This is a genomic window from Bradyrhizobium sp. 195, assembly GCF_023101665.1.
Classification (GTDB): Bacteria; Pseudomonadota; Alphaproteobacteria; order Rhizobiales; family Xanthobacteraceae; genus Bradyrhizobium.
Genome location: NZ_CP082161.1, coordinates 2,580,100 through 2,602,964 on the forward strand (window position 1 = coordinate 2,580,100; position 22,865 = coordinate 2,602,964).

The 22,865-nt window shown below is 64.7% G+C and carries 24 protein-coding genes and 1 riboswitch; of the genes, 12 read left to right on the forward strand and 12 right to left on the reverse strand.

From position 1 onward, the window contains the following. Positions 1-67: 67 nt before the first annotated feature. The 4 genes from fabI (at position 68) to IVB26_RS12015 (ending at position 3,927) form a co-directional block, all read left to right on the forward strand. Entirely contained in the window at positions 68-883 is an 816-nt protein-coding gene (gene fabI, locus IVB26_RS12000; protein ID WP_246924785.1) for an enoyl-ACP reductase FabI, read from the forward strand. 13 nt (positions 884-896) lie between these two features. Then, positions 897-1,496: a histidine phosphatase family protein gene (locus IVB26_RS12005; RefSeq protein ID WP_247971843.1), complete on the forward strand. Its 600-nt coding sequence runs from the start codon at positions 897-899 to the stop codon at positions 1,494-1,496. An 89-nt stretch (positions 1,497-1,585) separates the two neighbouring features. Continuing rightward, on the forward strand, positions 1,586-2,674 hold the full coding sequence (gene aroC, locus IVB26_RS12010) for a chorismate synthase (protein WP_247971844.1): 1,089 nt from the start codon (positions 1,586-1,588) through the stop codon (positions 2,672-2,674). A gap of 62 nt (positions 2,675-2,736) precedes the next feature. Beyond that, positions 2,737-3,927, forward strand: a complete 1,191-nt coding sequence (locus IVB26_RS12015; protein ID WP_247971845.1) for an adenylate/guanylate cyclase domain-containing protein — start codon at positions 2,737-2,739, stop codon at positions 3,925-3,927. 3 nt (positions 3,928-3,930) lie between these two features. Here IVB26_RS12015 and clpS read toward each other — a convergent pair whose 3' ends face one another. Genes clpS through IVB26_RS12040 form a run of 5 tightly spaced genes read right to left on the reverse strand, consistent with a single transcriptional unit; the run spans position 3,931 to position 6,729 of the window. Continuing rightward, positions 3,931-4,236, reverse strand: a complete 306-nt coding sequence (clpS, locus tag IVB26_RS12020; protein WP_212080890.1) for an ATP-dependent Clp protease adapter ClpS — start codon at positions 4,234-4,236, stop codon at positions 3,931-3,933. 43 nt (positions 4,237-4,279) lie between these two features. Then, positions 4,280-4,621: a DUF190 domain-containing protein gene (locus IVB26_RS12025; protein WP_247971846.1), complete on the reverse strand. Its 342-nt coding sequence runs from the start codon at positions 4,619-4,621 to the stop codon at positions 4,280-4,282. A 2-nt stretch (positions 4,622-4,623) separates the two neighbouring features. Further along, positions 4,624-5,052, reverse strand: a complete 429-nt coding sequence (crcB, locus tag IVB26_RS12030) for a fluoride efflux transporter CrcB (RefSeq protein ID WP_247971847.1) — start codon at positions 5,050-5,052, stop codon at positions 4,624-4,626. 6 nt (positions 5,053-5,058) lie between these two features. Then, positions 5,059-5,448, reverse strand: coding sequence for a fluoride efflux transporter CrcB (gene crcB / locus IVB26_RS12035; RefSeq protein WP_247971848.1), 390 nt, complete (start codon positions 5,446-5,448; stop codon positions 5,059-5,061). A gap of 18 nt (positions 5,449-5,466) precedes the next feature. Beyond that, positions 5,467-6,729 (reverse strand): MFS transporter, encoded by a 1,263-nt coding sequence (locus tag IVB26_RS12040; protein ID WP_247971849.1) that lies wholly within the window; start codon positions 6,727-6,729, stop codon positions 5,467-5,469. Positions 6,730-6,765: 36 nt separating this feature from the next. Continuing rightward, positions 6,766-6,842, reverse strand: a riboswitch (Fluoride riboswitch). Positions 6,843-7,147: 305 nt separating this feature from the next. On the opposite strand from IVB26_RS12040, the gene IVB26_RS12045 reads away from it, so the two are divergent. Together IVB26_RS12045 and IVB26_RS12050 are read left to right on the forward strand one after the other, a co-directional pair. Continuing rightward, on the forward strand, positions 7,148-8,011 hold the full coding sequence (locus IVB26_RS12045; protein ID WP_247325864.1) for a DUF1194 domain-containing protein: 864 nt from the start codon (positions 7,148-7,150) through the stop codon (positions 8,009-8,011). A gap of 173 nt (positions 8,012-8,184) precedes the next feature. After that, positions 8,185-8,820 carry a hypothetical protein gene (locus IVB26_RS12050; protein ID WP_247971850.1) on the forward strand — a complete coding sequence of 212 codons (636 nt, stop codon included), beginning with the start codon at positions 8,185-8,187 and terminating at the stop codon, positions 8,818-8,820. Positions 8,821-8,832: 12 nt separating this feature from the next. Here the strand turns inward: IVB26_RS12050 and IVB26_RS12055 are convergent, their stop codons facing one another. Beyond that, entirely contained in the window at positions 8,833-9,606 is a 774-nt protein-coding gene (locus IVB26_RS12055) for an enoyl-CoA hydratase/isomerase family protein (protein ID WP_247971851.1), read from the reverse strand. A gap of 235 nt (positions 9,607-9,841) precedes the next feature. Between IVB26_RS12055 and IVB26_RS12060 the strand changes: the two genes are divergently transcribed. Next, positions 9,842-10,441, forward strand: coding sequence for a hypothetical protein (locus IVB26_RS12060; RefSeq protein WP_247971852.1), 600 nt, complete (start codon positions 9,842-9,844; stop codon positions 10,439-10,441). Between the two features lie 235 nt (positions 10,442-10,676). Here the strand turns inward: IVB26_RS12060 and IVB26_RS12065 are convergent, their stop codons facing one another. After that, on the reverse strand, positions 10,677-11,585 hold the full coding sequence (locus IVB26_RS12065; protein WP_247971853.1) for a GntR family transcriptional regulator: 909 nt from the start codon (positions 11,583-11,585) through the stop codon (positions 10,677-10,679). 91 nt (positions 11,586-11,676) lie between these two features. Here IVB26_RS12065 and IVB26_RS12070 point away from each other — a divergent pair, with 91 nt between their 5' ends. From IVB26_RS12070 to IVB26_RS12090, 5 genes are read left to right on the forward strand one after another with little or no spacing between them, the layout of a single operon-like run. Then, the gene (locus IVB26_RS12070) at positions 11,677-12,612 is read left to right on the forward strand and encodes a hydroxymethylglutaryl-CoA lyase (protein WP_247971854.1); all 936 of its coding nucleotides are present in this window, start codon (positions 11,677-11,679) and stop codon (positions 12,610-12,612) included. Then, a complete protein-coding gene (locus IVB26_RS12075) occupies positions 12,609-13,823 on the forward strand; it encodes a CaiB/BaiF CoA transferase family protein (RefSeq protein ID WP_247971855.1) in 1,215 nt (404 codons plus the stop codon). The genes IVB26_RS12070 and IVB26_RS12075 overlap by 4 nt, the downstream gene beginning before the upstream one ends. A gap of 42 nt (positions 13,824-13,865) precedes the next feature. Further along, positions 13,866-14,912: an ABC transporter substrate-binding protein gene (locus IVB26_RS12080; RefSeq protein WP_247971856.1), complete on the forward strand. Its 1,047-nt coding sequence runs from the start codon at positions 13,866-13,868 to the stop codon at positions 14,910-14,912. Further along, on the forward strand, positions 14,909-15,757 hold the full coding sequence (locus tag IVB26_RS12085) for an ABC transporter ATP-binding protein (RefSeq protein ID WP_247971857.1): 849 nt from the start codon (positions 14,909-14,911) through the stop codon (positions 15,755-15,757). Before IVB26_RS12080 ends, IVB26_RS12085 begins: the two co-directional genes overlap by 4 nt. 2 nt (positions 15,758-15,759) lie before the next feature. After that, on the forward strand, positions 15,760-16,611 hold the full coding sequence (locus IVB26_RS12090) for an ABC transporter permease (protein ID WP_247971858.1): 852 nt from the start codon (positions 15,760-15,762) through the stop codon (positions 16,609-16,611). 10 nt (positions 16,612-16,621) lie between these two features. On the opposite strand, the gene IVB26_RS12095 is transcribed toward IVB26_RS12090, so the two are convergent. The 5 genes from IVB26_RS12095 to IVB26_RS12115 form a co-directional block, all read right to left on the reverse strand. Then, complete coding sequence (locus IVB26_RS12095) at positions 16,622-17,869, reverse strand: class I SAM-dependent RNA methyltransferase (RefSeq protein WP_247971859.1); 1,248 nt, start codon at positions 17,867-17,869, stop codon at positions 16,622-16,624. Further along, positions 17,862-18,596, reverse strand: a complete 735-nt coding sequence (locus IVB26_RS12100; protein WP_247971860.1) for a TlyA family RNA methyltransferase — start codon at positions 18,594-18,596, stop codon at positions 17,862-17,864. The genes IVB26_RS12095 and IVB26_RS12100 overlap by 8 nt, the downstream gene beginning before the upstream one ends. Before the next feature lie 400 nt (positions 18,597-18,996). Then, on the reverse strand, positions 18,997-20,925 hold the full coding sequence (gene dxs / locus IVB26_RS12105) for a 1-deoxy-D-xylulose-5-phosphate synthase (RefSeq protein WP_247971861.1): 1,929 nt from the start codon (positions 20,923-20,925) through the stop codon (positions 18,997-18,999). A gap of 608 nt (positions 20,926-21,533) precedes the next feature. Then, positions 21,534-21,785 carry an exodeoxyribonuclease VII small subunit gene (locus IVB26_RS12110; protein WP_247971862.1) on the reverse strand — a complete coding sequence of 84 codons (252 nt, stop codon included), beginning with the start codon at positions 21,783-21,785 and terminating at the stop codon, positions 21,534-21,536. Between the two features lie 74 nt (positions 21,786-21,859). Further along, positions 21,860-22,789 (reverse strand): histone deacetylase family protein, encoded by a 930-nt coding sequence (locus IVB26_RS12115; protein WP_247971863.1) that lies wholly within the window; start codon positions 22,787-22,789, stop codon positions 21,860-21,862. Positions 22,790-22,865 lie beyond the last annotated feature (76 nt).

Consider the following 22,865-nt stretch of genomic DNA (forward strand, 5'->3'; position numbering starts at 1 on the left):
GGGCTGTACCGCAGGGGAGCGCTGGTGTACCTCCAGACCTCAGCAAGAGTTCGACGGGACGTTCAAAATGGCGCAGAATTCAGGTCTGATGCAAGGAAAGCGCGGGGTGATCCTCGGCCTTGCCAACAACCGCTCGATCGCCTGGGGCATCGCCAAGGCATGCCACGCCGCCGGCGCCGAGCTCGCCTTCACCTATCAGGGCGATGCGCTGAAGAAGCGCGTCGAACCGCTCGCCGCCGAGATCGGCGGGCTCGTGCTCGGCCATTGCGACGTCACCGATGCCGCGACCATCGATGCCGCCTTCGCGGTGCTGCAGGAGAAGTGGGGCAAGATCGACTTCCTGGTGCACGCGATCGCCTACGGCGAGCAGCTCGAGGGCCGCTACGTCGACACCACGCCGGAGAATTTCTCCAAGTCGATGCTGATCTCCTGCTATTCGTTCACGGCGGTGGCGCAGCGCGCCGAGAAGCTGATGACGGATGGCGGCTCGCTCATCACGCTCAGCTATTACGGCGCCGAGAAGTGGATGCCGCATTACAACGTGATGGGCGTGGCCAAGGCGGCGCTGGAGGCCAGCGTGCGCTACCTTGCTGCCGATCTCGGCGAGAAGAACATCCGCGTCAACGCGATCTCGGCAGGTCCCATCAAGACGCTCGCCGCCTCTGGCATCGGTGACTTCCGCTATATCCTGAAGTGGAACGAGACCAACGCGCCGATGCGGCGCAACGTGTCGACCGAGGACGTCGGCGGCAGCGCGCTGTATTTCCTCTCCGACCTCTCGCGCGGCGTCACCGGCGAGGTGCATCACGTCGATTCCGGCTATCACGTACTCGGCATGAAGCGGCCCGATGCGCCGGACATTTCGTTCGGCGGCAAGGACTAGCCTTAGATCTGGAATGCCCGTGCCCACGATCTATTATCTTCGCCACGGCGAGACCGAGTGGAATGCGCTCGGGAGGCTTCAGGGCACCAAGGACGTTCCGCTGAATGCGCGCGGGCGCGATCAGGCCGTACAGGCCGGCGGCATTCTCGCCGACCTGTTCAAGCGCGACGGTTGCGACAAGGCGGCCCTGCCTTACGTGTCGAGCCCGCTCGGCCGTGCACGCCAGACCATGGAACTCGCACGCCGCAAGCTCGAACTGCCGCCTACGGAATATGCGCTCGATGATCGGCTGCGCGAGATCGGCTACGGCACCTGGGAAGGGCTGACGCTGGCCGAGAGCGAGGCGAAAGATCCTGAGATCTATGCTCGGCGCCTCGCCGACAAATGGACGGTGGGACCTGCGGGCGCCGAGACCTATGCCGATGTGCAAGTCCGCGTGCGCGCCTGGTACGACGAGCTCCGGGCCGACACCGTCGCCGTTGCCCATGGCGGCACCTGCCGGGCCCTGATGGTCTCGCTCGGCCTGGAGACGCCGGTGAGCGCCGCCGAGCTCTATATCGAGCAGGGCGCCGTTTACGTGTTCCGCGACGGCCGGCTGGAGAAGTATAGTTAAGCCAGTCCGCCGTCTTTCGGAGCGGCTGCGGGTTTGACCCCCGGCCCCCCGCGCGTTACCACACGCCGGAACCAAGCCTGCGAGCAGCGATGTCCTTCAACACCTTCGGCCACATGTTCCGCGTCACCACCTTCGGCGAGAGCCATGGGGTGGCAATCGGCTGCGTGGTCGATGGCTGTCCGCCCATGATTCCGCTCACCGAGGCCGACATCCAGGGCGATCTCGATCGCCGCCGGCCGGGCCAATCGCGCTTCACCACCCAGCGCCAGGAGCCTGACCAGGTCAAGATCCTCTCCGGGGTGATGGCGCACCCGGAGACCGGCGTGCAGGTGACAACGGGCACGCCGATCGGGCTCCTGATCGAGAACACCGACCAGCGCTCCAAGGACTATTCCGAGATCAAGGACAAGTTTCGTCCGGGTCACGCCGACTTCACCTATGAGGCCAAATACGGTCTGCGCGATTATCGCGGCGGCGGTCGCTCCTCGGCGCGCGAGACCGCGACGCGCGTTGCCGCCGGTGCCATCGCGCGAAAGGTACTGCCCGACGTCAGGGTGCGGGGCGCACTGGTGCAGATGGGGCCGCACAAGATCGACCGGGACAAATGGGACTGGGACGAGGTCGCCAAGAATCCGTTCTTCTGCCCGGACAAGGACAAGGCCGCGTTCTTCGAAACCTATCTCGACGGCATCCGCAAGAGCGGCTCCTCGATCGGTGCGGTGATCGAGGTCGTCGCCGAGGGTGTGCCGGCGGGCCTTGGCGCGCCGATCTACGCCAAGCTCGATTCCGATCTGGCGGGTGCGATGATGACCATCAACGCCGTGAAGGGTGTCGAGATCGGCGCCGGTTTTGGCGCGGCGGAATTGACCGGCGAGGAGAACGCCGACGAGATGCGCACCGGCAATGACGGCACGCGCTTCCTGTCCAACCATGCCGGCGGCGTGCTGGGCGGCATCTCCACGGGACAGCCCGTGGTGGTGCGCTTCGCGGTGAAGCCGACCTCATCGATCCTGCAGCCCCGTCTGACCGTCGATCGCCAGGGCGCGGACACTGAAATCTTCACCAAGGGCCGCCATGACCCCTGCGTCGGCATCCGCGCCGTCCCCGTCGGTGAAGCCATGATGGCCTGTGTGCTGGCCGATCACTTCCTGCGCGATCGCGGACAGGTGGGGCGTTGATCTAACGGTACTAGCCGACCGCGCAGCTTGACGATCCCACAACTTCGTCGGCAAATGCGGACATGGGAACCTCCGAGCTTCAGCGCGTCTCCAACTGGCTGATCGATGGCGCCTGGTCGACGGTAGAGCCGGTCGAGATGATCGCGGATTTCTGCGAACGTCTGGTCGCAGCCGGCCTGCCGCTGTACCGGTTCGGCATTTTCATCCGCACGCTCCACCCCGAAGTATTCGGCCGCAACTTCATTTGGCGGCAGGGCGGAGAGGTCGAAATCGGCGCCGTCGAGTTCGATGTGCTGGACTCGCCGGAGTTCGCCCAGAGCCCGCTTCGAATCGTATTCGAGCAGGGGCTGGAGGTCAGAGGGCGCGTCGACGATCCCGACAGCAAACGGTTCCCGATCATCCAGGACATGCGCGCCGAAGGCGTGACCGACTATGTCGCGGTGCCGCTGTCGTTCCTCGACGGCTCGGTCAACGCGACGAGCTGGATGACGCGGCAGCCCGGCGGCTTCAGCGACGACGACATCGCGGCGATCCGGGCCATCATTGCACCGCTTGCGCGCGTCAGCGAAATCGTCAGCCTGCGTCGCACCGCCGAGATGCTGCTCGACACCTATGTCGGCAATCGGGCCGGCGCCCGCATTCTCGGCGGTCAGATCCGCCGCGGCCACAACGACACCATGCAGGCTGCGATCTGGCTCTCGGACCTGCGCGGTTTCACCGCGCTGTCGGACCGGCTGCCCGCCGAGACGGTGGTTCAGATCCTCAATCACTATTTCGACTGCCAGGTGACCGCGATCCGGGATCATGGCGGCGAGGTGCTGAAGTTCATGGGCGATGGCCTGCTCGCCGTATTCCCGATCGACGAATATGTCGGCGATGCCGCCCATGTCTGCGCGGGTGTGCTGGAGGCGGCGCGCGAATCCCGCGCCAGCGTCGAGGCGCTCGCCATTCCGGTCGGGGAGGCCGTCGAGCGGTTCCGCTTCGGCGTCGCGTTGCACGTCGGCAATATCCTCTATGGCAATATCGGCGGCGGCAACCGACTCGACTTCACCTGCATCGGCCCGGCCGTCAATCTCGCGGCCCGGCTCGAGAAGATCACGGGACGCCTGGGACGGACCGTTGTGGCCTCGGAAGGCTTTGCCAATGTCTGCCGCCACGACTGGCACGAGCTCGGAGAATTTCCGATCGCAGGATTTTCCAAGGCGCAGCGCGTGTACGGGCTTGCGGAAGAAAGGCACGCGCTCGCCGGCTGAGCCTTACTCCTCCGGCTCCGTCGTGAACAGCAGCGGATAGCCCTTGGCGCGGCCCGCGTCGGTGGCGCGCGTGGCCTTGGTCTCGGCGACGTCCTTGGTAAAGACGGCGACGACGCAGGCGCCCAGCTTGTGGGCGGTGATCATCACCTTGTAGGCCTGATCCTCGGTCATGCGGAATTCGGCCTTGAGGATCATGGTGACGAATTCGCGCGGCGTGTAGTCGTCGTTGATCAGGATGACCTTGTGCAGCTTCGGCCGCTCGACCTTGGTCTTCGTCCGCGTCTTCGGCTTGGTGACAGTGTCGTTCATTCCGCCTCCTGGACACGGCGGGCTGGGGGTGCGGCCGCGGCCATCAGCTCGCGGTCTTCGCACCATATTGCAGGACCTGCACCTTCTCCAAGGTGATCAGCCCGCTCGACATCATGCCATCCAGGATGGGCAGGAATGCGTTGATGCTATCCTCGCTGTCGACGATCTCGATCAAGAGCGGCAGGTCCTCCGACAGCCGCAGGATCTTCGAGGTGTGCAGCCGGCTCGACTTGCCGAACCCCATCGGTCCGCGCAGCACGGTGGCGCCGGCGAGGTGCCGCTCGCGCGCCGTCATCACGATCGCTTCGTAGAGCGGCTTGCCGCCAAAATGGTCGCTCTCGCCGATGAAGATCCGGAGCGCAACTGCCTGATTGGGAATTTGCATGGTCAGCTCCTTGTCAAGCGGTTGTAGCGGCTCGCCATCATATGGCCGATCCACACCGACACCAGCCAGCAGAACACGGATGCGGCGATGTAGGCGAGTGCGGTGTATTTCATGCCGCCGTGGAACAGGCGGAAGGTCTCGAGGCTGAAGGTCGAAAAGGTGGTGTAGCCGCCGCAGAACCCGGTCATGACGAACTGCCGGTGCTCGGGCCGCGCCAGCATGCGGCCGTCGGGGCCGGTCAGCGTCGCGTAGAAGCCGATGATCAGCGATCCAGTGGCGTTGATGAACAGCGTCGCGAAGGGAAAGCCCGGTCCGGTGTCGAGCGCGAGCCCGACCAGATAACGCGACAGGCCACCGACGATGCTGCCCGCGGCAACCCAGGCATAGAGCATCGCAGTGCGCCAGCGCTCGGCGGAGGAGGCGGACTTCATCTACCTCTAGCCTCCCACGCTGTCCGCAAGGAGGAAGCCGCAACTGACGGCGGCCAAGCTCAGTCCGACCGAGAACAGGATATTGCCGAGCGCATGCATCGGCTCGCCGCTACGCACGAGAGTCAGCGTTTGCAGGCTGAACGAGGACACCGTGGTGTAGCAGCCGAGAAAACCGGTCACTGCGAACAGCCATGGATTGGGCGTGGCGAAGGCCGAGCCGGGATGGGTCGCCAGAGCGCCGAAAATGCCGATCAGGAAGGCGCCGGTGACGTTGATGGTCATGGTGCCCCATGGAAACGTTTCGCCCAGCCGCCGCGCGATCGCACCGGAGACGAAATAACGGGCGCAGCCGCCGAGCACGCTGCCGACCATGATTGCGAACACTCCGCTCAGCACGATGAAAGACCTCCCATCTCATTTTTCCTCCGCTGCCAGACCCTTGCCAACGGTCAATAGTCCCACGAGCGAGACCAGCGCGAAGCCGAGCCCCGCAAGGAACGTTCCGGCCGGACCATAGGCGTCCCACAGCGCGCCCGCGATCACGCTCGCGGCCAGCAAGGCAAGGCCGGTGAACAGGTTGAAATAGCCGAACGCGGTGCCGCGCAGGCTCGGCGGCGCGGCGTCGGCGACGAGCGCCGAGAGCAGGCCCTGCGTCAGTCCCATGTGCAGCCCCCACAGCGCGACGCCGAGGGCGAGGCCGCCAAGGCTCGGCAGCAGCGCCAGCGCCAGATCGGCGCCAGCGAGGCAGACGAGCCCGAGCGCGAGCAGGCCAGTCCTGTTGATCCGGTCCGAAAGCACGCCGGCCGGATAGGCCGACAAGGCGTAGACGATGTTCATCAGTACCAGCACCGCAGGCACCCACATCGCGTTGAGCCCGATGTTTTGTGCGCGCAGGATCAGGAAGGCCTCGCTGAAGCGCGCCAGCGTGAAGACGACGCCGACGGCCACAACGCGCCAATAGATCGCTCCGAGCTGCCGCATTGCGGCGAGATTGAGCGGATTCTTTGCAGGCTCGCGGCTCGGGTCCGGCTCCGGCTCGCTCACCGCGAACGCAATCAAGCCAAAGGACAAGAAGGCCGGCAGCACCGCCACCCAGAACACGATCGTAAAATTGTCCGCCGTCCACCACATCAGGGCGATTGCCACGAGCGGCCCGATGAAGGCGCCGATGGTGTCGAGCGATTGCCGCAGGCCAAAGCTCGCCCCGCGCAGGCCGACGGGAGCGATATCGGCGATCAGCGCATCGCGCGGCGCTCCGCGAATGCCCTTGCCGATGCGGTCGACGAAGCGCGCCGCCACCAGCCATCCGACGCTGGGTGCGAGCGGGAACAGCGGTTTTGTCAGCGCGGCAAGTCCGTAGCCGAGCGCTGCGAGCAGCTTGCGGCGGCCGAGCCAGTCGGACAATGCGCCGGAAAAGATCTTGGTGATCGAGGCCGTCGCCTCCGCAATGCCCTCGATGAAGCCGACGGAGAGCGTCGAAGCGCCGAGCACGGTGACGAGATAGATCGGCAGCAGCGCGTGGATCATCTCGGAGGAGATGTCCATCAGCATCGAGACGAAGCCGAGCACCCAGATTCCCCTGGGCAGCCCCGCACGCTCGGCATTCGGTGTCGTCGTCGTCACGCCTTCGCCTTTGCACCAGACAACAAAAAACCCGCCATTGGCGGGTTTGTCCATGCTCCCGCCGAAGGCAGAGGCTCAAAGATTGCCCCTCCTCAAGCAGGAGTCATCAGCCCACACGGTCATCGACCGCCGGGCGGTTATCGGGGGACTCCATCCCCATCTGTGCGGCCAACCTAGCACGGAAATCGCTTCGGACAAGTGGGCGGGGCGCTCTGTCCCGCGGTCAGGCTTCGCGCATCATGAGCCCGATGATGCGAGCGACCGGGCGTGTCCAGCGGCGCGAGCGTGGCAACACGGCGGCAGCTTTGCGCAAGGCGTGCAGATCCCCGGCTCGCTATCCTTCACTCGCAGATCCTTAACTCGCAGATCCTTAACTTGCGATCCTTAACTTGAATGTGAAGCACAAGCGATCTTCGCGCTTTGCGGCAAGGCGATTGCATGTCACCATCGCGTCATACGACGGGAGGCTGCGATGCGCTTGCTGTTCTCGATCGGGGCTGTGTTGGTTGCCGGCATGTTTGCCGGAGGGGACGTCGCGGGCGTCGCGGCACCAGGGCCAAAATTCGAACCGCCCAAACATCAGCCGCAGCGGCTGGCGGGCGACAGAGACGCGCAGACGGTCGACGTCGAGCTGATCCTCGCGGTTGACGTGTCCTATTCCATGGACATGGACGAGCTCGCGATCCAGCGTGAGGGCTATGCGCAGGCGATCCAGTCGAAGGAGTTCCTCCAGGCTCTGAAGCTCGGTCCGAACGGCCGGATCGCGGTGACCTATTTCGAGTGGGCCGCCTCGAGCGACCAGAAGATCATCATTCCCTGGCGGCTGGTCGATGGCCCGGAGACGGCGGATGCGGTCGCCGCCGAGATCATGAAGACGCCGATCCGGCGCGCCTCGCGCACCTCGATCTCCGGCGCGATCACTTTCGCGATGCCGCTGTTTGACGAGGATCCCTATCGGGGCTTGCGCCGCGTGATCGACATTTCCGGCGACGGCCCCAACAACAATGGCGGCCCGGTCACGGTGGCGCGCGACGCCGCGCTGGAGAAGGGCGTCGTCATCAACGGCCTCCCGATCATGGTCAAGGAGCCGTCCTATTCGACCATGGATATCGACAATCTCGATTTCTACTACGAAGACTGCGTCATCGGCGGTCCCGGCTCCTTCGTCATCACGATCAAGGATCGCGACAAGTTCAAGGAAGCGATCCGCACCAAGCTGCTGATGGAGGTCGCCGGCCGCACGCCGGAGCGCCCCACGATGCGCGTTGCGGACAAGGAGCCGCGCGTCAATTGCCTGATCGGCGAGAAAATCTGGTCGGACCGCTGGGGCCGCTGATAGCGCAGTTGGGACCTTTCGCCTCATCTCGTCCGGAGGTTGAATTTAACCGCTCGTTAACCGGCACATGGCCCTAATCAGGTTGTTTCAGTTCGTTTCCGACCGCTGTTTGACTTTGCTGTCGGACGCGCGAACGAGAGCGGGTTCATCGAACCCGTCCACCGAGCAATCCAATGGCCATCGTCACCTCGAGCACCAGCCAGATTTCGCCCGCCAACGAGCGGGTGTTTCACCAGAGCAGGCTGGTCGGTGAATGGAAGGGCAATTGGGTGGGCAACAACCAGCCCGTCAGCTTCAAGGTCGTCAACATCCGCGGTGCCCGGGCGCAGGTCGAGTACACCCATAATGGGCAGACCGAGCGGGGTTTTGCCGAGGTCAGCGGCGCGCTGATCACCTTCGGCGGGGTCACGGTCGGCACCAAGGACGGCAAGAACATGGTGCTGCTGTTCTCGGCGGGCGGCGCTGGCAAGCAGACCGCCAATCTCGAGAAGCAGGCGCCGCCGCCTTCCGACAGCCGCCTCATGGGAAGCTGGGGCGGATACTCCAGCGACAACGGCAAGAGCGCGAGCTTCAAGGTGCTCTCGGTCAACGGCAAGGAAGCCCAGGTCAGTGTCACCACTGACGGCGTCACCCGCCAGGGCACCGGCACCGTCTACAAGAACGTCATCATGTTCGGGCAGGCGCAGATCGCGACCGATGACGGACAGAACGGCAAGGTCATCTACCAGGTCGGCACGAAATCCTTCATGGTGCCGGTGACGAAATATCCACCGGCCGATACATCGTCTACTCTCGACCGAACCGCCTGAGCGCTGCCGTCCTCACCATTTCGGCGGCCGCTTCTCCACGAACGCCCGCAAGCCCTCCTGCGCCTCATCCGACGTCGCGACGTTGCAGAAATCGTCCACGGCGCTTGCAATGCTGCGTCGATAGTCGAGATCGATCTGGCGCATGAAGGCGGCGCGGCCCATCCGGAGCACCGCGGCCGATTTGGCGGAGAACTGCGCCGCAAGCTTCAGCACCTCCGCCTCGAGCTCGGCGTCACCGACGACGCGGTTGATGACGCCGAGCTCGCGCGCTTCCATGGCGCTGAAGACCCGGCCGGTGAACAGCAGCTCGAAGGCACGATGGCGTCCGACGATGCGCGGCAGATGCGCGTAGTGGATCGCGGGGATGACGCCGACGTCGATCTCGGGATAGCCGAACGTCGCGCTCTCGGCCGCCAGCACGACGTCGCAGGACACTGCCATGGTCATGCCGCCGCCCCGCGCCGCACCACCGACCGCGGCGATTGACGGCTTTCCCAGCCCGTACTGAGCATCGTAGAGGTCGATATAAAGCGCCTGGAGAAATTTGCGGATCTCGGCGCCGGGCCTGCCCAGCAGGATGTCGAGATCGAGGCCCGCCGAAAAGCGGTTAGGGATCGCACTCGCCAACACGACCACGCGGGCATCCGGATCGTCGGCCGCGCGGCGGAGCGCCGCGACCACCGCGCGGATCACCTCGAGGCTCAGCGCGTTGACGGGCGGGCGGCGCAGCGTGATGCGGGCGATGTTGTCGACACGTTCGTATACGACGGGATTGTCGGATGTCACCGCGTTCTCCATATTTTCAAACTGCCGCCCCTCTCGGCAGCGGATCAATCAACAGCGGCGGACTCGTGCCGCCTTGTCCGGCCGGCAGCTTATGTTGCCGCGCAACCTGTGCAAGACCTGCAGGCCGGAACTGAAGCAATAACCGTCGCCGGCTCTGCTGGCATTTGCGACATCCGGAGAGTATGATTTGCTGGATTTTGACGGTAGCCTGCGAGATCTTTGACGGTAGCCTGGAATGTCGAGCTTCGCTTCTTCACGCGTCCTTGCAACTCTGTTCGCCGTACTCTGCCTGACCGGAGCGCCGGTTCATGCGCAGGTCGCGCCGCTGAGGTATTGGATTCCGGGCGGGCCTTTCGGCCTCAGTGGCGGTGCCGGCCAGAGCTCCGATACCTACGGCAACTTCACCAGCTTCAATGCCAGCGATGCGGATTGGCGCAGCTCGGCGAATGGTTTCTTCGTCGGTAGCCAACGCGCCAATATGGGTTTGAGCGGCTTCAACCAGGCGGGATCGGCCGGCAATTTCAGCGCGCTCTCCTATGATAGCACGGCGTTTGGTTACAACACCAAAACCTCGGGCGGCATGCCTGTCACGTTCTTTGCCGGCTTCAACACGCTGAGATACGACGGCGGTATCGGCAGCTCACTCGCGCCGCTGACCTCCAGCGCCGCGCCCGGCTATGGCGCGTTTGCGGGAGTCGAATTCAAGCCGACCTCCAATCTCAGCCTGTCGTTCGGTGCCGGTTTTATCCAGCAGCAATCGGGACGCATGGACAGCGACATCAACTCCTCGATGCTGCCCGGCGAGTCGCCGGCCTTGAGCGGCCTCCGGCGTTAGGATCGCATCACCAACTTCGGCGGACGCCGCCGCGATTTCGGCAGGTTTGGGCCGGTTCCGAAACGCATCACGATATCGGGACGCCGTTCGCCGAGTCCGAGTGAGGTCGCAACAGGCGCGGCCGGCCGCGATCCGGTGCGATTTGTCGCGGCGATCGGCAACAAGCGCGGCCACGCCCGTAGAGCACAAGCTTGTTTCCTGAGCCGTTACCGCGCGACTTCGCAGTCAGCGAGCATCACGACAAGCCGGCCACCAGCGGGCGTTGCAGGTGCCTGGCCATCAGTTCCGCCGCCTCGGAGTAACGCCGCGTCTCCAGAACGTCGAGCAGGCGCAAATGTTCGCGCACGTGCCGTCGCATGCCGTCACGATCGGCGAAGCTGCGATAGGCGAACAGGCGTCTGATCGAGTTCACGCGCCTGAGCGCTTCGAGGAAGAAGGGATTGCCGGCGCCACGGATGATTTCTTCATGGAATTCGCAGCCGGAGTGAAAGATTTCGCCGATCGTCATCTTTTCGAGCTCGCCTTCGAAGACGCGTTGTTGGTGCTCGCGCAGGCGTACGATCACCTCCTGCGGCAGCGCAAAGCCCGGCTGCGCGATTGCCGCCGGCTCGATCACCGCGCGAAACGCCTTGGCCTGCGTTTGAGCTTCGGGACTCGAGACCGTCTCCGCAAAGCGCCACCCATAACCCGGCAGGCGCGCGATCCAGCCCTCGGCAGCGATCCGATCCAGTAGTCGCTGTAACTCGGCCCGAGTGACGCCATAGCGGCGCATCAGCTCCGCCTCGGTGACGTCAGCCGGCAACCGGCTCGCGAGCACGTCGCCTGCGATGGTCGCATAAACCTGCTCGTTGCGCCTGACCGCCGCGAGCGCCGGTTGGGCAGCGCCGCTGGTGGGATTCTTGGCCAGCACAAAACCGCGATGCGGCTCGCCCCGCGCCAGCCCCGCTGCTTCCAGCGCCTTCAGGCCGAGCCGGATCGGCGCGCGCGAAAGGTCTAGCGCATCCGCAAGCCTTTGTTCGATCAGGCGGTCTCCGGTTTTCATGCCTTCGCGCCGGGCGAGCGCCATGATCAGCCCGGCAAGGTGTTCGGCGCGTTCGGAACCGTTCTTGTCGCTGCGTTGTCGGGAACTGTCGGATGCGCTCATTGCAGTGCACGCAATTTTTGGGGCTTGACAGATTGTCCCACGGATTGTTCTTTTACGCAACAATATACAATCGACCCAGGGAGAGAGCCCGATGGCGCACGCGCCCGATGTCCACATTTGCGAGGTTGCCCCCCGCGATGGGCTCCAGAACCTGGACATCTTCATTCCGACTGAAGCCAAATGCGCGCTGATCGACACGATCGCCGCTGCCGGCGTGCGCGAGATCGATGCCGGATCGTTCGTGCCGCCAAAGGTCGTGCCGCAATTCGCCGACGTCGACGCGGTGATGGCGCATGCGCTCACGCACAAGTCGGCAACCATCGGCGCGCTGGTGCCGAACGTGAAGGGTGCCGAGCGCGCCATCGCCGCAGGCGTCAACGCCGTTTATTTCGTTATCTCGGCGAGCGAGACGCACAACCAAGCCAATGTGCGCCGCTCGGTCGACGAGCAGATCGAAGGATTTCGCGCGGTTCGCGCCGCGATCGACGCCCGGCCCGTGGGCCAGCGGCCGCAATTGATGGGTGCGATCTCCACCTCCTTCGGCTGCTCGCTGGAAGGTGAGGTGAGTGAAGCGGCCGTGTGCCGTGTGGCACGCGCTTTTGCCGAAGCTCGCGCCGACGAGATCGGGCTTGCCGACACCGTCGGTTATGCGACGCCCAAATCGATCGGGCAGATCGTCACGGCCGTGCGGCGCGAGATCGGATCGCAAATGACTCTGCGGCTGCATCTGCACGACACGCTCGGCGCAGGCCTTGCCAATGCCGTCGCCGGCCTCGAAGCGGACATCCGCCGTTTCGACGCCGCGGTGTCCGGCCTTGGCGGCTGCCCCTTTGCTCCCGGTGCGCGCGGCAACATCGTCACCGAGGATCTCGTGTTCATGCTGGAGCGGATGGGACTTTCCACCGGCATCGACCTCGACCACCTGATGCAAACGCGCGAGATTCTCGCCCGCCATATCCCGGCAAAACATTTGACGGGGCATCTGCACGAGGCCGGCATTCCCAAGGTTTTGCGGAGGGCGGCATGACGGCGGCAGAGCGCGGGACGGCCTCGGAGCTTCGTCCGCTCGCCGGCATTCGTGTCGTCGAGTTCAGCCAGATGGTGATGGGGCCGAGTTGCGGCTTGATCCTCGCCGATCTCGGCGCCGACGTGATCAAGGTCGAGCCGCCCAAGGGCGACCGCACCCGTTATTTCAAGGGGTCCGCCGCCGGCTTCTTCGCCACCTATAGCCGCAACAAGCGCAGCATCGCGCTGGATACGTCGACCGCGGAAGGCCAGGACGTCGCACGCAGGCTGATCGAGAACAGCGACGTCCTGATCGAGAACTTCCGGCCGGGCCTGCTGAAGCGGATCGGTCTCGACTACGAGAGCGTCGCCGCCTTCGCACCACGCCTGATCTACTGCTCGCTCAAGGGCTATCTGCCCGGGCCGTACGAGAATCGCCTCGCGCTCGACGAGGTCGTGCAGATGATGGGTGGCCTTGCTTACATGACCGGCTTGCCCGATCGGCCGATGCGTGCCGGGGCCTCTGTCAACGACGTCATGGGCGGTATGTTCGGCGTGATCGCGATCCAGGCGGCGCTCGCCGAGCGGCAGCGGACCGGCAGGGGTCGCTACATCCAGAGTGCGTTGTACGAGAACAACGTGTTCCTGATGGCGCAGGCCATGATGTGCGAGGTGGTCAGTGGGCAGCCGTCGATCCCGTATTCGATCAAGGACAGCCCGTGGCCGGTCTACGATCTCTTCGACACAAAAGACGGCTCGAAGCTGTTCGTCACCATCGTCGGTGAAGAGCAATGGGAGGCGTTCTGTCGTGCCTTCGATCGCGAAGCCTGGCTCGTCGATCCGCGCTTTGCGACGAGCAACGACCGCGTCGATCATCGCAGCTGGCTGATCCCCGAGATCGCGAACATCTTCAGGCAATGGGACAAGGCCGATCTTGCCGCGCGTCTCGAGCAGCTCGATCTGCCCTATGCGCCGGTGAACAAGCCCGGCGATCTCTTCGACGATCCGCATCTCAACCAGTCGGGGGGCTTGACCGATATTCGGCTTCCGGACGGCGGCCAGGCCAAGACGCCGCTGTTGCCGATTTCCATGGACGGAAGGCGCCTGCCCAATCGCTACGATCCACCCGGGATCGGCGAGCACAGCGGCCAGATCCTGAGCGAGATCGGCATGTCCCCGAATGAGATCGAAGCGCTGCGACAAGCTGGGACGATCAAGCTCGCGCCGTCCTGATCGATCGGCGCTAGCGAACAAGAACCAAGGGAGGAGGAACACATGAGCATTACCAGGCGCCAGACGCTGATCGCGGGCTCCGCATGGGCCGGCGCATCGCTGCTGCCGGGGCAGCTGCGCGCCGAGACCAAGCAGGTCTCGCTCGCCTTCGGTCCGGTATCGCCGGTCTACGCCATCGGCATGATCGCGGAGCTGAAGGGTTACTTCAAGGACGAAGGACTCGATTCCAAGCTCGTCACCGGCAATGCCGGCACATTCGGTCGCCAGACGCTGGCAGGAGGGCAGGCGCTGTTCGCCCATGGTGATGCCAGCCATCCGCTCCAGCTCGGTGCGCGCGGCAAGCCCTGCAAGATCCTGCTCGCGACCGAGATGGTGTGCTCCTACGCCAATATCATGGTCCGACAGGACCTCCACGACAGCGGCATCAATTCGGTCGAGAAGCTCGCCGACTACAAGCGCCCCGATGGTGCCAAGCCGATCGTCGCGGCGACCGCGATCGGGTCCGGCACCTGGGTGTTCGGCACCTATGTGTTCGAAGCGCGCGGCCTCGGCAGCAAGGTGAACTGGGTCGCGGGCGGCGGGCCCAACACGATGTTCCCTTCGCTCCAGACCAAGCAGTTCGACGCCATCATGGCGCCGCCGAGCTGGATCGTCGAGGTCGAGAAGAAGGGTTTTGGCAAGACGATCTACGACACGTCGAAAGCCGGCGTGTTCGAGAAGGATTTCGGCGGGACGCTGCCCGTGCTGGTGATCTACACGCTCAAGGACACGGTCGAGCAGGACAAGGCGATGGTGCAGGCCTATGTCAACGCGATCTACCGCGCGATGGCCTTCGTGAAGGCAACGCCGCTCGCGGAGGTGCAGGCGCTGGTCACGCCGAAATATTTCTCAGGGATAGATCCCGACGCGGTCAGTGCCGAACTCGGCTTCGACAAGTCGACCTGGGCCTATGACGGTGTCATCGACAAGCCCGCGTTCGAACGCGGCGCCAAGCCCTGGTACCGCAAGGGCACGGATATTCCCGAGACCAGATACGAGGATGTCGTCGACATGAGCTTCCTCCAGGCGGCCAGGGCGAAATACAAATGATCGCCGCGCCAGGCCAGGGCCTTGCGCTCGCGCGCGGCGAGGATCAAGCAGCGGCAGCGCGCATCCGCATTGCCGTGCAGGGTCTTGCCAAGCGCTTCAACGCGTCGGGCCGCGAGTTCGTGGCGGTGGATGACGTCTCCTTCGAGGTCAAGCAGGGCGAGTTCGTTGCGCTGCTCGGTCCATCCGGCTGCGGCAAGAGCACCATTCTCAACATGGTCGCGGGGCTGTTGCCGCGCTCGGGCGGACGCATCCTGATCGACGAGGACACGGTCGAGACCGGCAAGGTCAACCCCAGGGTTGGTTATGTCTTCCAGCGCGATACGCTGTTTCCCTGGCGAACCGTGGAGCAGAACATCGGCTATGGGCTGGAGATCGCGGGACTGCCGAAGACCGAACGCGCCGGGCGCGTCGCTTCGGCGGTCGCGAAGGCTGGGCTCTCGGGCTTTGCGCAGAGCTTTCCCCGCATGCTGTCCGGCGGCATGCGCCAGCGCGTCGCCTTGATGCGCACGCTGATCCTCGAGCCCGAGATCCTGCTGATGGACGAGCCGTTCGGCGCGCTCGACACCCACACCAAGCTGGAGATGCACAAGACGTTGCTGGAGATCTGGGAGCGCGAGCGGCAGACCGTGCTGTTCGTGACGCACGATCTCGGCGAAGCCTTGACACTGGCGAGCCGCATCATCCTGCTCTCGGCGCGGCCTGGGCGTCTCAAGGAAGACTTCGACGTCGCCATCCCGCGTCCGCGCGATCCCGTAGCGGTGCGCGAAACCGCTGAATTCGGCCGCCTCTATTCGCACATCTGGCATTCCCTCGGCGAAGAATTCCGCCGCACCAGGGCCGACTGACCATGTCCCACAGCCGCACCGCTATCCTGTTCTGGCAACTGGCCATTCTTGCAGCCGTTCTCGTCGTCTGGCAGTGGGGTTTTGAATGGAGCAAGGCGCTGCTGCCAAAGGCCTACGTGCCGAAGATCCTCGATCCCTATTTCGTCGCCAAGCCGTCGCTGATCTGGCAGAGTTTTTTGCGGCTTGGTTGCTTCGCTGACGCGGGCGGCTTCGCCACCTGTCTCAAGGGCAACGACAACAATCTGTGGCTTGCCACGCTTGTCACGCTGAAGAACACCTGGTGGGGCTTTCTGTTTGGCTCGGCAAGCGGCATCGCGGCCGGCCTGATTCTCGGCCGTTCGGATTTCCTTGCCCGGGTGTTCGGACCCTACATCGTGGCGCTCAACTCGATACCGCGCATTGCGCTGGTGCCGCTCGTCATCCTGATCTTCGGCCTCGGCGACCTCTCCAAGATCGCGACGGCCTGGCTCGTTGTCTTCTTCGTGGTGTTCTTCAACACCTTCGAGGGAACACGTGCGGTCGACCGCGACCAGATCGCCGCCGCCCGTCTGCTCGGCGCCAGCGAATTCACGGTGCTGCGGACCGTCGTGATCCCGTCCGCGCTCGCCTGGGTGTTCGCTTCGCTCCTGCCGGCGGTGTCTTTTGCGCTGATCGGCGTCATCGTCGGCGAATTCATCGGCGCCGAACGCGGCCTCGGCAAACTCATCATCGAGGCCGAGGCGCGGGCCAATGCCAGCGAGATGATGGTCGCCGTCTTCGTCATGATGTTCGTCGGCATCCTGCTCGCGATCGCGGTGCGCTCGCTGCAGTCCTACCTGCTGCGATGGCAGCCGCAATTCGAGCCGTCGGCGTAACGATCCGACGTCAACGGCTAAACCGCGCCACCAGCTCCACATGCGGCGTGTGGCGGAACTGGTCGACAGGCACCACCGCCTCCAATCGATAGCCGCCGTCGATCAGCAGTCGCGCGTCGCGGGCAAATGTCGCGACGTTGCAGGACACCGCGATCACCACCGGCACTTTGCTCGCGGCGAGCTTCAACGCCTGCGCCTGCGCGCCCTGGCGCGGCGGGTCGAACACGACGGCATCGAAATCGCGCAGCTCCGGCAGCACCAGGGGGCGGCGAAACAGATCGCGCGGCTCGCACTTGATCGGCTTCAGGCCCGGCGTGCGCGCGGCTTTCGCGAGGGCCGCAATCGCACCGGCGTCGTTGTCATAGGCGGTGACGCGGGCCTTCTCCGCGAGCCGCAGAGCGAACGGGCCGACACCGCAGAAAAGGTCGAGAACTTCCTTGGCCTTGCCGATGCGTTCCGCGATAAGCGCGGCGAGCGTCTCTTCGCCCGCCACCGTCGCCTGCAGGAATGAGCCCGGCGGTAGCGTCACCTCGGCGCGGCCCATCTTCACCGTTGGCGGCAAGCGTTGCAGCACCAACTCGCCATGCCGCGTCAGCCGCGCCAGGCGGTGCAGTTCGGCGACGCGCGAGAGTGCCGTGACGAGCGCCGTCGGCAGCGGGCCGGAGCCGCGCACGTCGACGTCGAGGCCATTGGCGGTGGCGGTGACCTGGATGTCGAGCGGCTTGGTCACCGGCATCCTGGATGTCAGCGGCTCGGCGAGCGCCCAGGCGGCATCGAGCGCGCCGTCGAGCGCGGGATCGAGGATGGGGCAGCGATCAATTGGAATGACGTCGTGCGAGCTCGTCGCGGAGAAACCGACCTTGAGGATGTCATGCGTGCCGAAGCGGCCGTGCAGGGTGATGCGCCTGCGCCCGGCGCCGTGAGCATCGACCAGCGGCGCCACGTCGCAATCGATGCCGGCCTGCGCCAGTGTTTCGACCACGATGCCGCGCTTCCAGGCGTGATAGGACTCAGCCGCCCAGTGCTGGATGGCGCAGCCGCCGCAGACGCCGAAATGCGGACAGAACGGCTCGACGCGCTCGGAGCTTGCCACATCCACCGCGAGCAGCTTGCGGCGGTCGGGATGGTGGCCCGCGACGTGATCGACCTCGACGGTCTCGCCGCCAAGCGTGTAGGGCACATAGATCGCTTCGCCCGTCGCCATCGAGACGCCGTCGCCGCGATGGCCAACGTGATCAATCGTGAGACGTTCAACCACGGCGCGCACCCAGGAAGAATTCGATGTTGCCGTCGCCGCCCGCAATCGAGGACGGAAATATCTCGATGGCGGCGCAGCCGAGCGAAGCGGCAAAGGCGGCGATGTCGTCGCAGATCTCCTTGTGCACGGCGGCGTCGCGGACGATGCCCTTCTTGTTGTGCTTCCTATCAGCCTCGAACTGCGGCTTGATCAGCGCCAGCAGGCTCATCGGCGCGGCGGCGAGGGAAAGAGCGACCGGCAGCACCGTCTTGAGCGAGATGAAGCTGACGTCGATGACGACGACATCGGGCCGCGCCGGCAGCCGCTTGCCGTCATAGCTGCGGATGTCGGTCTCCTCCATCGACACGATCTTGGGATGATCCCGCAGCGAGGGATGCAGCTGGCTGGTGCCGACATCGATTGCGAACACCAGGCTTGCGCCGTTCGCCAGCAGCACCTCGGTGAAGCCGCCGGTGGACGCGCCGACATCGAGGCAGACATGATCCTCGATTTCGATCGGGTAGCGCTCCAGCGCGCCGGCGAGCTTGACGCCGCCACGGGAGACGTAGGGGTGCGCAGGCTCGGCCTGGATCACCGCATCCTCGGCAATCGTCTCCGACGGTTTTGAAACCTGCTTGTCGTCGGCCGTGACGAGGCCAGCCTCGATCGCCGCGCGCGCCCGCGCCCGGCTCTCGAACAGGCCGCGCTCGACCAGCAATATATCTGCGCGCTTGCGGGCAGGGGACATCACGCTCTCATGTGACACTTCTTGGGACGATTGATGGGCTCATGTAGCGATCAATCGCGCGGCCGCCATCCGGACGCAAGCCTCGAACGTCAGGCCCTGCGTGTCGACCTCTGCCGTCTGCCTCGGAGGTACGGTCCATGAAGCGGCTGACGCGGCCGACATTTTGCGAAGCGAATGCCCGAAAATTTGGATCGAGATGCGAGTCGCCGCGCGAGCTCTGCTGCCTCGCCCGCCTGCGGGGGGAAGGCCGGGGAGAGGGTGTCTCCGCGAGCAAGGACCCTCAAGAAGAGAAAGCCCTCACCCGACGCTGCGCGATAGCCGGGGCATCGCCCCGGCGTTCCTAGAGGACGGCCGCCGGAGGCGGCCTACGCTCTCCCGCAAGCGGGAGAGGTGAAACCAATCAGGCCAGCTTGACCGTCTCGGCCTTGACGTCCTTGCCGAGCGCCTCGAACACCTTGGCGACGATGCCCTTGGCGTCGAGACCGGCGCGGCCGTACATCGCGGCCGGCGTGTCGTGGTCCTGGAACACGTCGGGCAGCACCATCGAGCGGAACTTGACCATGCCGGTGTCGAGCACGCCCTGATCGGTCAGGTACTGCGCGACATGGGAGCCGAAGCCGCCGACCGAGCCTTCCTCGATCGTGATCAGGATCTCGTGGTCGCGGGCAAGCTTGAGCACCAGCTCGGTGTCCAGCGGCTTCATGAAGCGGGCATCGGCGATCGTGGTCGACAGGCCGTGGGCCGCGAGCTCGTCGGCCGCCTTCTCGCATTCGGCGAGGCGCGTGCCGAAGGAGAGCAGGGCGATCTTGCTGCCCTGACGGATCATGCGGCCCTTGCCGACCTCGAGCGGAATGCCGACCTCCGGCATCTCGATGCCGCGACCTTCGCCGCGCGGATAGCGCAGCGAGCTCGGACGGTCGTCGATCGCGACCTGGGTCGCCACCATGTGCACGAGCTCGGCCTCATCGGCCGCCGCCATGATCACCATGTTCGGCAGACAGCCGAGAAAGGCGTTGTCGAACGAGCCGGCATGGGTCGCACCGTCGGCGCCGACGAGGCCGGCGCGGTCGATGGCGAAGCGGACGGGCAGGTTCTGAATCGCGACGTCGTGAACGATCTGGTCGTAGCCGCGCTGCAGGAAGGTCGAGTAGATCGCGCAGAACGGCTTGTAGCCTTCGCTCGCAAGACCGGCGGCAAAGGTGACCGCGTGCTGCTCGGCGATGCCGACGTCGAAGGTGCGATCGGGGAAGGCCTTGTTGAAGATGTCGACGCCGGTGCCGGACGGCATCGCCGCGGTAATGGCGACGATCTTGTCGTCCTTCTCGGCTTCCTTGACGAGGCTCTGGCCGAACACGTTCTGATAGGCCGGCGCATTCGGCTTGGCCTTGGCTTGCGTGCCGGTCGCGACGTCGAACTTGACGACCGCATGGTACTTGTCGGCGGACGCTTCGGCCGGGCCGTAGCCCTTGCCCTTCTGGGTCACGACGTGGACCAGGATCGGGCCGGTCTCCATGTCGCGGACGTTCTTCAGCACGGGCAGCAGATGGTCGAGATTGTGGCCGTCGATCGGGCCGACATAGTAGAAGCCGAGTTCCTCGAACAGCGTGCCGCCGTCCATCATGAAGCCGCGGGAATATTCCTCGACGCGATTGGCGCGGTTGGCGATGATCTTGGGCAGGCGCTTGTTGATCTGCTTGGCCGCATCGCGCAGCGTGCGATACGTCTTGCCGGAGTAGAGGCGCGACAGATAGGCGCTCATCGCGCCGACCGGCGGCGCGATCGACATGTCGTTGTCGTTGAGGATGACGATCAGGCGCGAGTTCATCGCACCCGCGTTGTTCATGGCCTCATAGGCCATGCCGGCCGACATCGCACCATCACCGATGACGGCGATAACGTTGTTCTTGCCGCCGGAGAGGTCGCGCGCCACGGCCATGCCGAGGCCGGCGGAGATCGAGGTGGAGGAATGCGCCGCGCCGAACGGATCGTAGTCGCTCTCGCTGCGCTTGGTGAAACCGGACAGGCCGCCGCCGGTGCGCAACGTGCGAATGCGGTCGCGCCGGCCGGTGAGGATCTTGTGCGGATAGGCCTGGTGGCCGACGTCCCAGATCAGCCGGTCGCGCGGCGTGTCGAAGACGTAATGGATCGCGGTGGTGAGCTCGACCACGCCGAGGCCCGCGCCGAAGTGACCGCCGGTCACCGAGACGGCATCGATGGTCTCCTGCCGCAACTCGTCGGCGACCTGGCGAACCTGCTCGATCTTGAGCTTGCGCAAATCGTCTGGCGTCCGGATGGTGTCGAGAAGCGGCGTCTTACTGTATGCGTTCACGGCGATTTCCAATTTGTCAGCGCCGGAAGATCGTTCCGGCGCGCGATGGGTTTGCACAATATCGGCGCAGCGCGAGTCCTAACCGTCGGAGCCACCTGCATGGGGCAAGGCCCCGTCTTCAAGCTTAGGTGAGCTTAAGTGCGCTCCGGTTCAGTCTCTGTGATCCCTGTCACTTAGATCGGCTTCGTCCGTCCCAGCCAATTTCACTAGCAGATTGAAGCACTTGTCGTCGGTAATCAGCGCCCACGCAAGGCTTACAAAAAGCCACACTCCGCGCAGCTTTACACCAAAGCTTGGGCCAAAGCCAACCCGCAGGGTCGATTAGGGGTATGCAGATGCAACCGGCGGGCCAGAGTAGTTAACTGTGGTCCGCGGCGAGGGGTTCCCGGCTTGGCTGGTTCCCGGGCGGCTTTTTCGACGCGAATCGGATCTTTTTCGGTCCCGGAGCCGCCTATTGCCCAGTGGCGAGCAGTGGCGCCCGCCGATGGAACCGTCTTGTCTCGTGGGACGGCGCCCTGCGATCGTGAAAAACTCGGCCCGCTACGCTTTCATTGCCGTGTCATAGGGCCAAACGCGTGAGGAGGGTGGGTGTGTGGGAAAGCCTCGGCTCACTGCACGTCGAGCGGCGCAGTGCCGGTGGCCTGCCCGCTGGCATCGGTGGTGATCTTGTCGACGCGGGCCTCGGCCTGGCGCAGCAATTCCTCGCAGCGGCGCTTCAACGCCTCGCCGCGCTCGTAGATCGTCACGGATTCCTCGAGCGGCACCTTGCCGTCTTCGAGCCGCTTCACGATCGTCTCGAGTTCCTCGATCGCGCGCTCGAAGGTGAGCCTGGTCACGTCGATTTGGGTGTTTTCGGCCATATCCGTTTCCGATTGCCCGATTCGCTTTCCTGGCAGTGAAAGCGGGTTTTGCGGGCTTAATGTGGCGGGCGTCGTCAGGCACCCATCAGGGCGCCGACATGCGCCGTAACAGATTCTTTCAGTCCTTGCAGGTCATAGCCGCCCTCGAGCACCGAAACAACGCGGCCGCCTGCGGACTTGTCCGCGAGATCCATCAGCTTGCGCGTCACCCAGGCATAATCCTCCGCGCGCAAATTCAGCGAAGCCAGCGGATCGCGATAATGCGCATCGAAGCCGGCGGAGATGACCACGAGTTCGGGGCTGAATTTCTCGAGTTGCGGCAGGATCAGATTCTCGAACGCTGAACGGAATTCCGGCCCGCCATCTTCGGAAGCGAGCGGCGCGTTGACGATGGTGTCGTGATCGCCGCGTTCGCTTTTCGCGCCCGTGCCCGGAAACAGCGGCATCTGGTGCGTCGAGCAGTACATCACGGTCGGGTCCGACCAGAAGATGTCCTGCGTGCCGTTGCCGTGATGCACGTCGAAATCGACGATGGCCGCGCGCGTGATGCCGTATTTGCGCTGTGCATGGCGCGCGGCGATGGCGACATTGTCGAAGAAGCAGAAGCCCATCGGCTTGCCGATCTCGGCGTGATGTCCGGGCGGGCGCACCGCGACGAAGGCGTTGCGATGCTCGCCCGCCATCACCGCTTCGGTCGCCGCGACCGCGCCGCCGACGCCGCGCATCACCGCCTCCCACGTGCCCGGCGACATCGAGGTGTCGCCGTCGATATAGACCTGTCCGCTGGACGGTGCGATGTGGCGCAGCTCGGTGACGTAATGCTCGTTGTGGCACAGCGTGACGAGATCGAGATCGCCTTCCGGCGCCTGGTCGCGCACCAGAAACTGGAAGCGCTCATGAGACAGCGCTTCTTCCACGGCGCGAAGACGATCCGGCCTCTCAGGATGTCCCGGCGGCGTGACATGGTCGAGGCAGGCCTTGTGGGAAAGGAGAAGCGTGCTCATCAGGTCGGCCTCACAGGAAACGGGCTTTTGGCGTCGTTGGCGCATCCGGCGCCAAAACGCAATGCAGAACTCAATC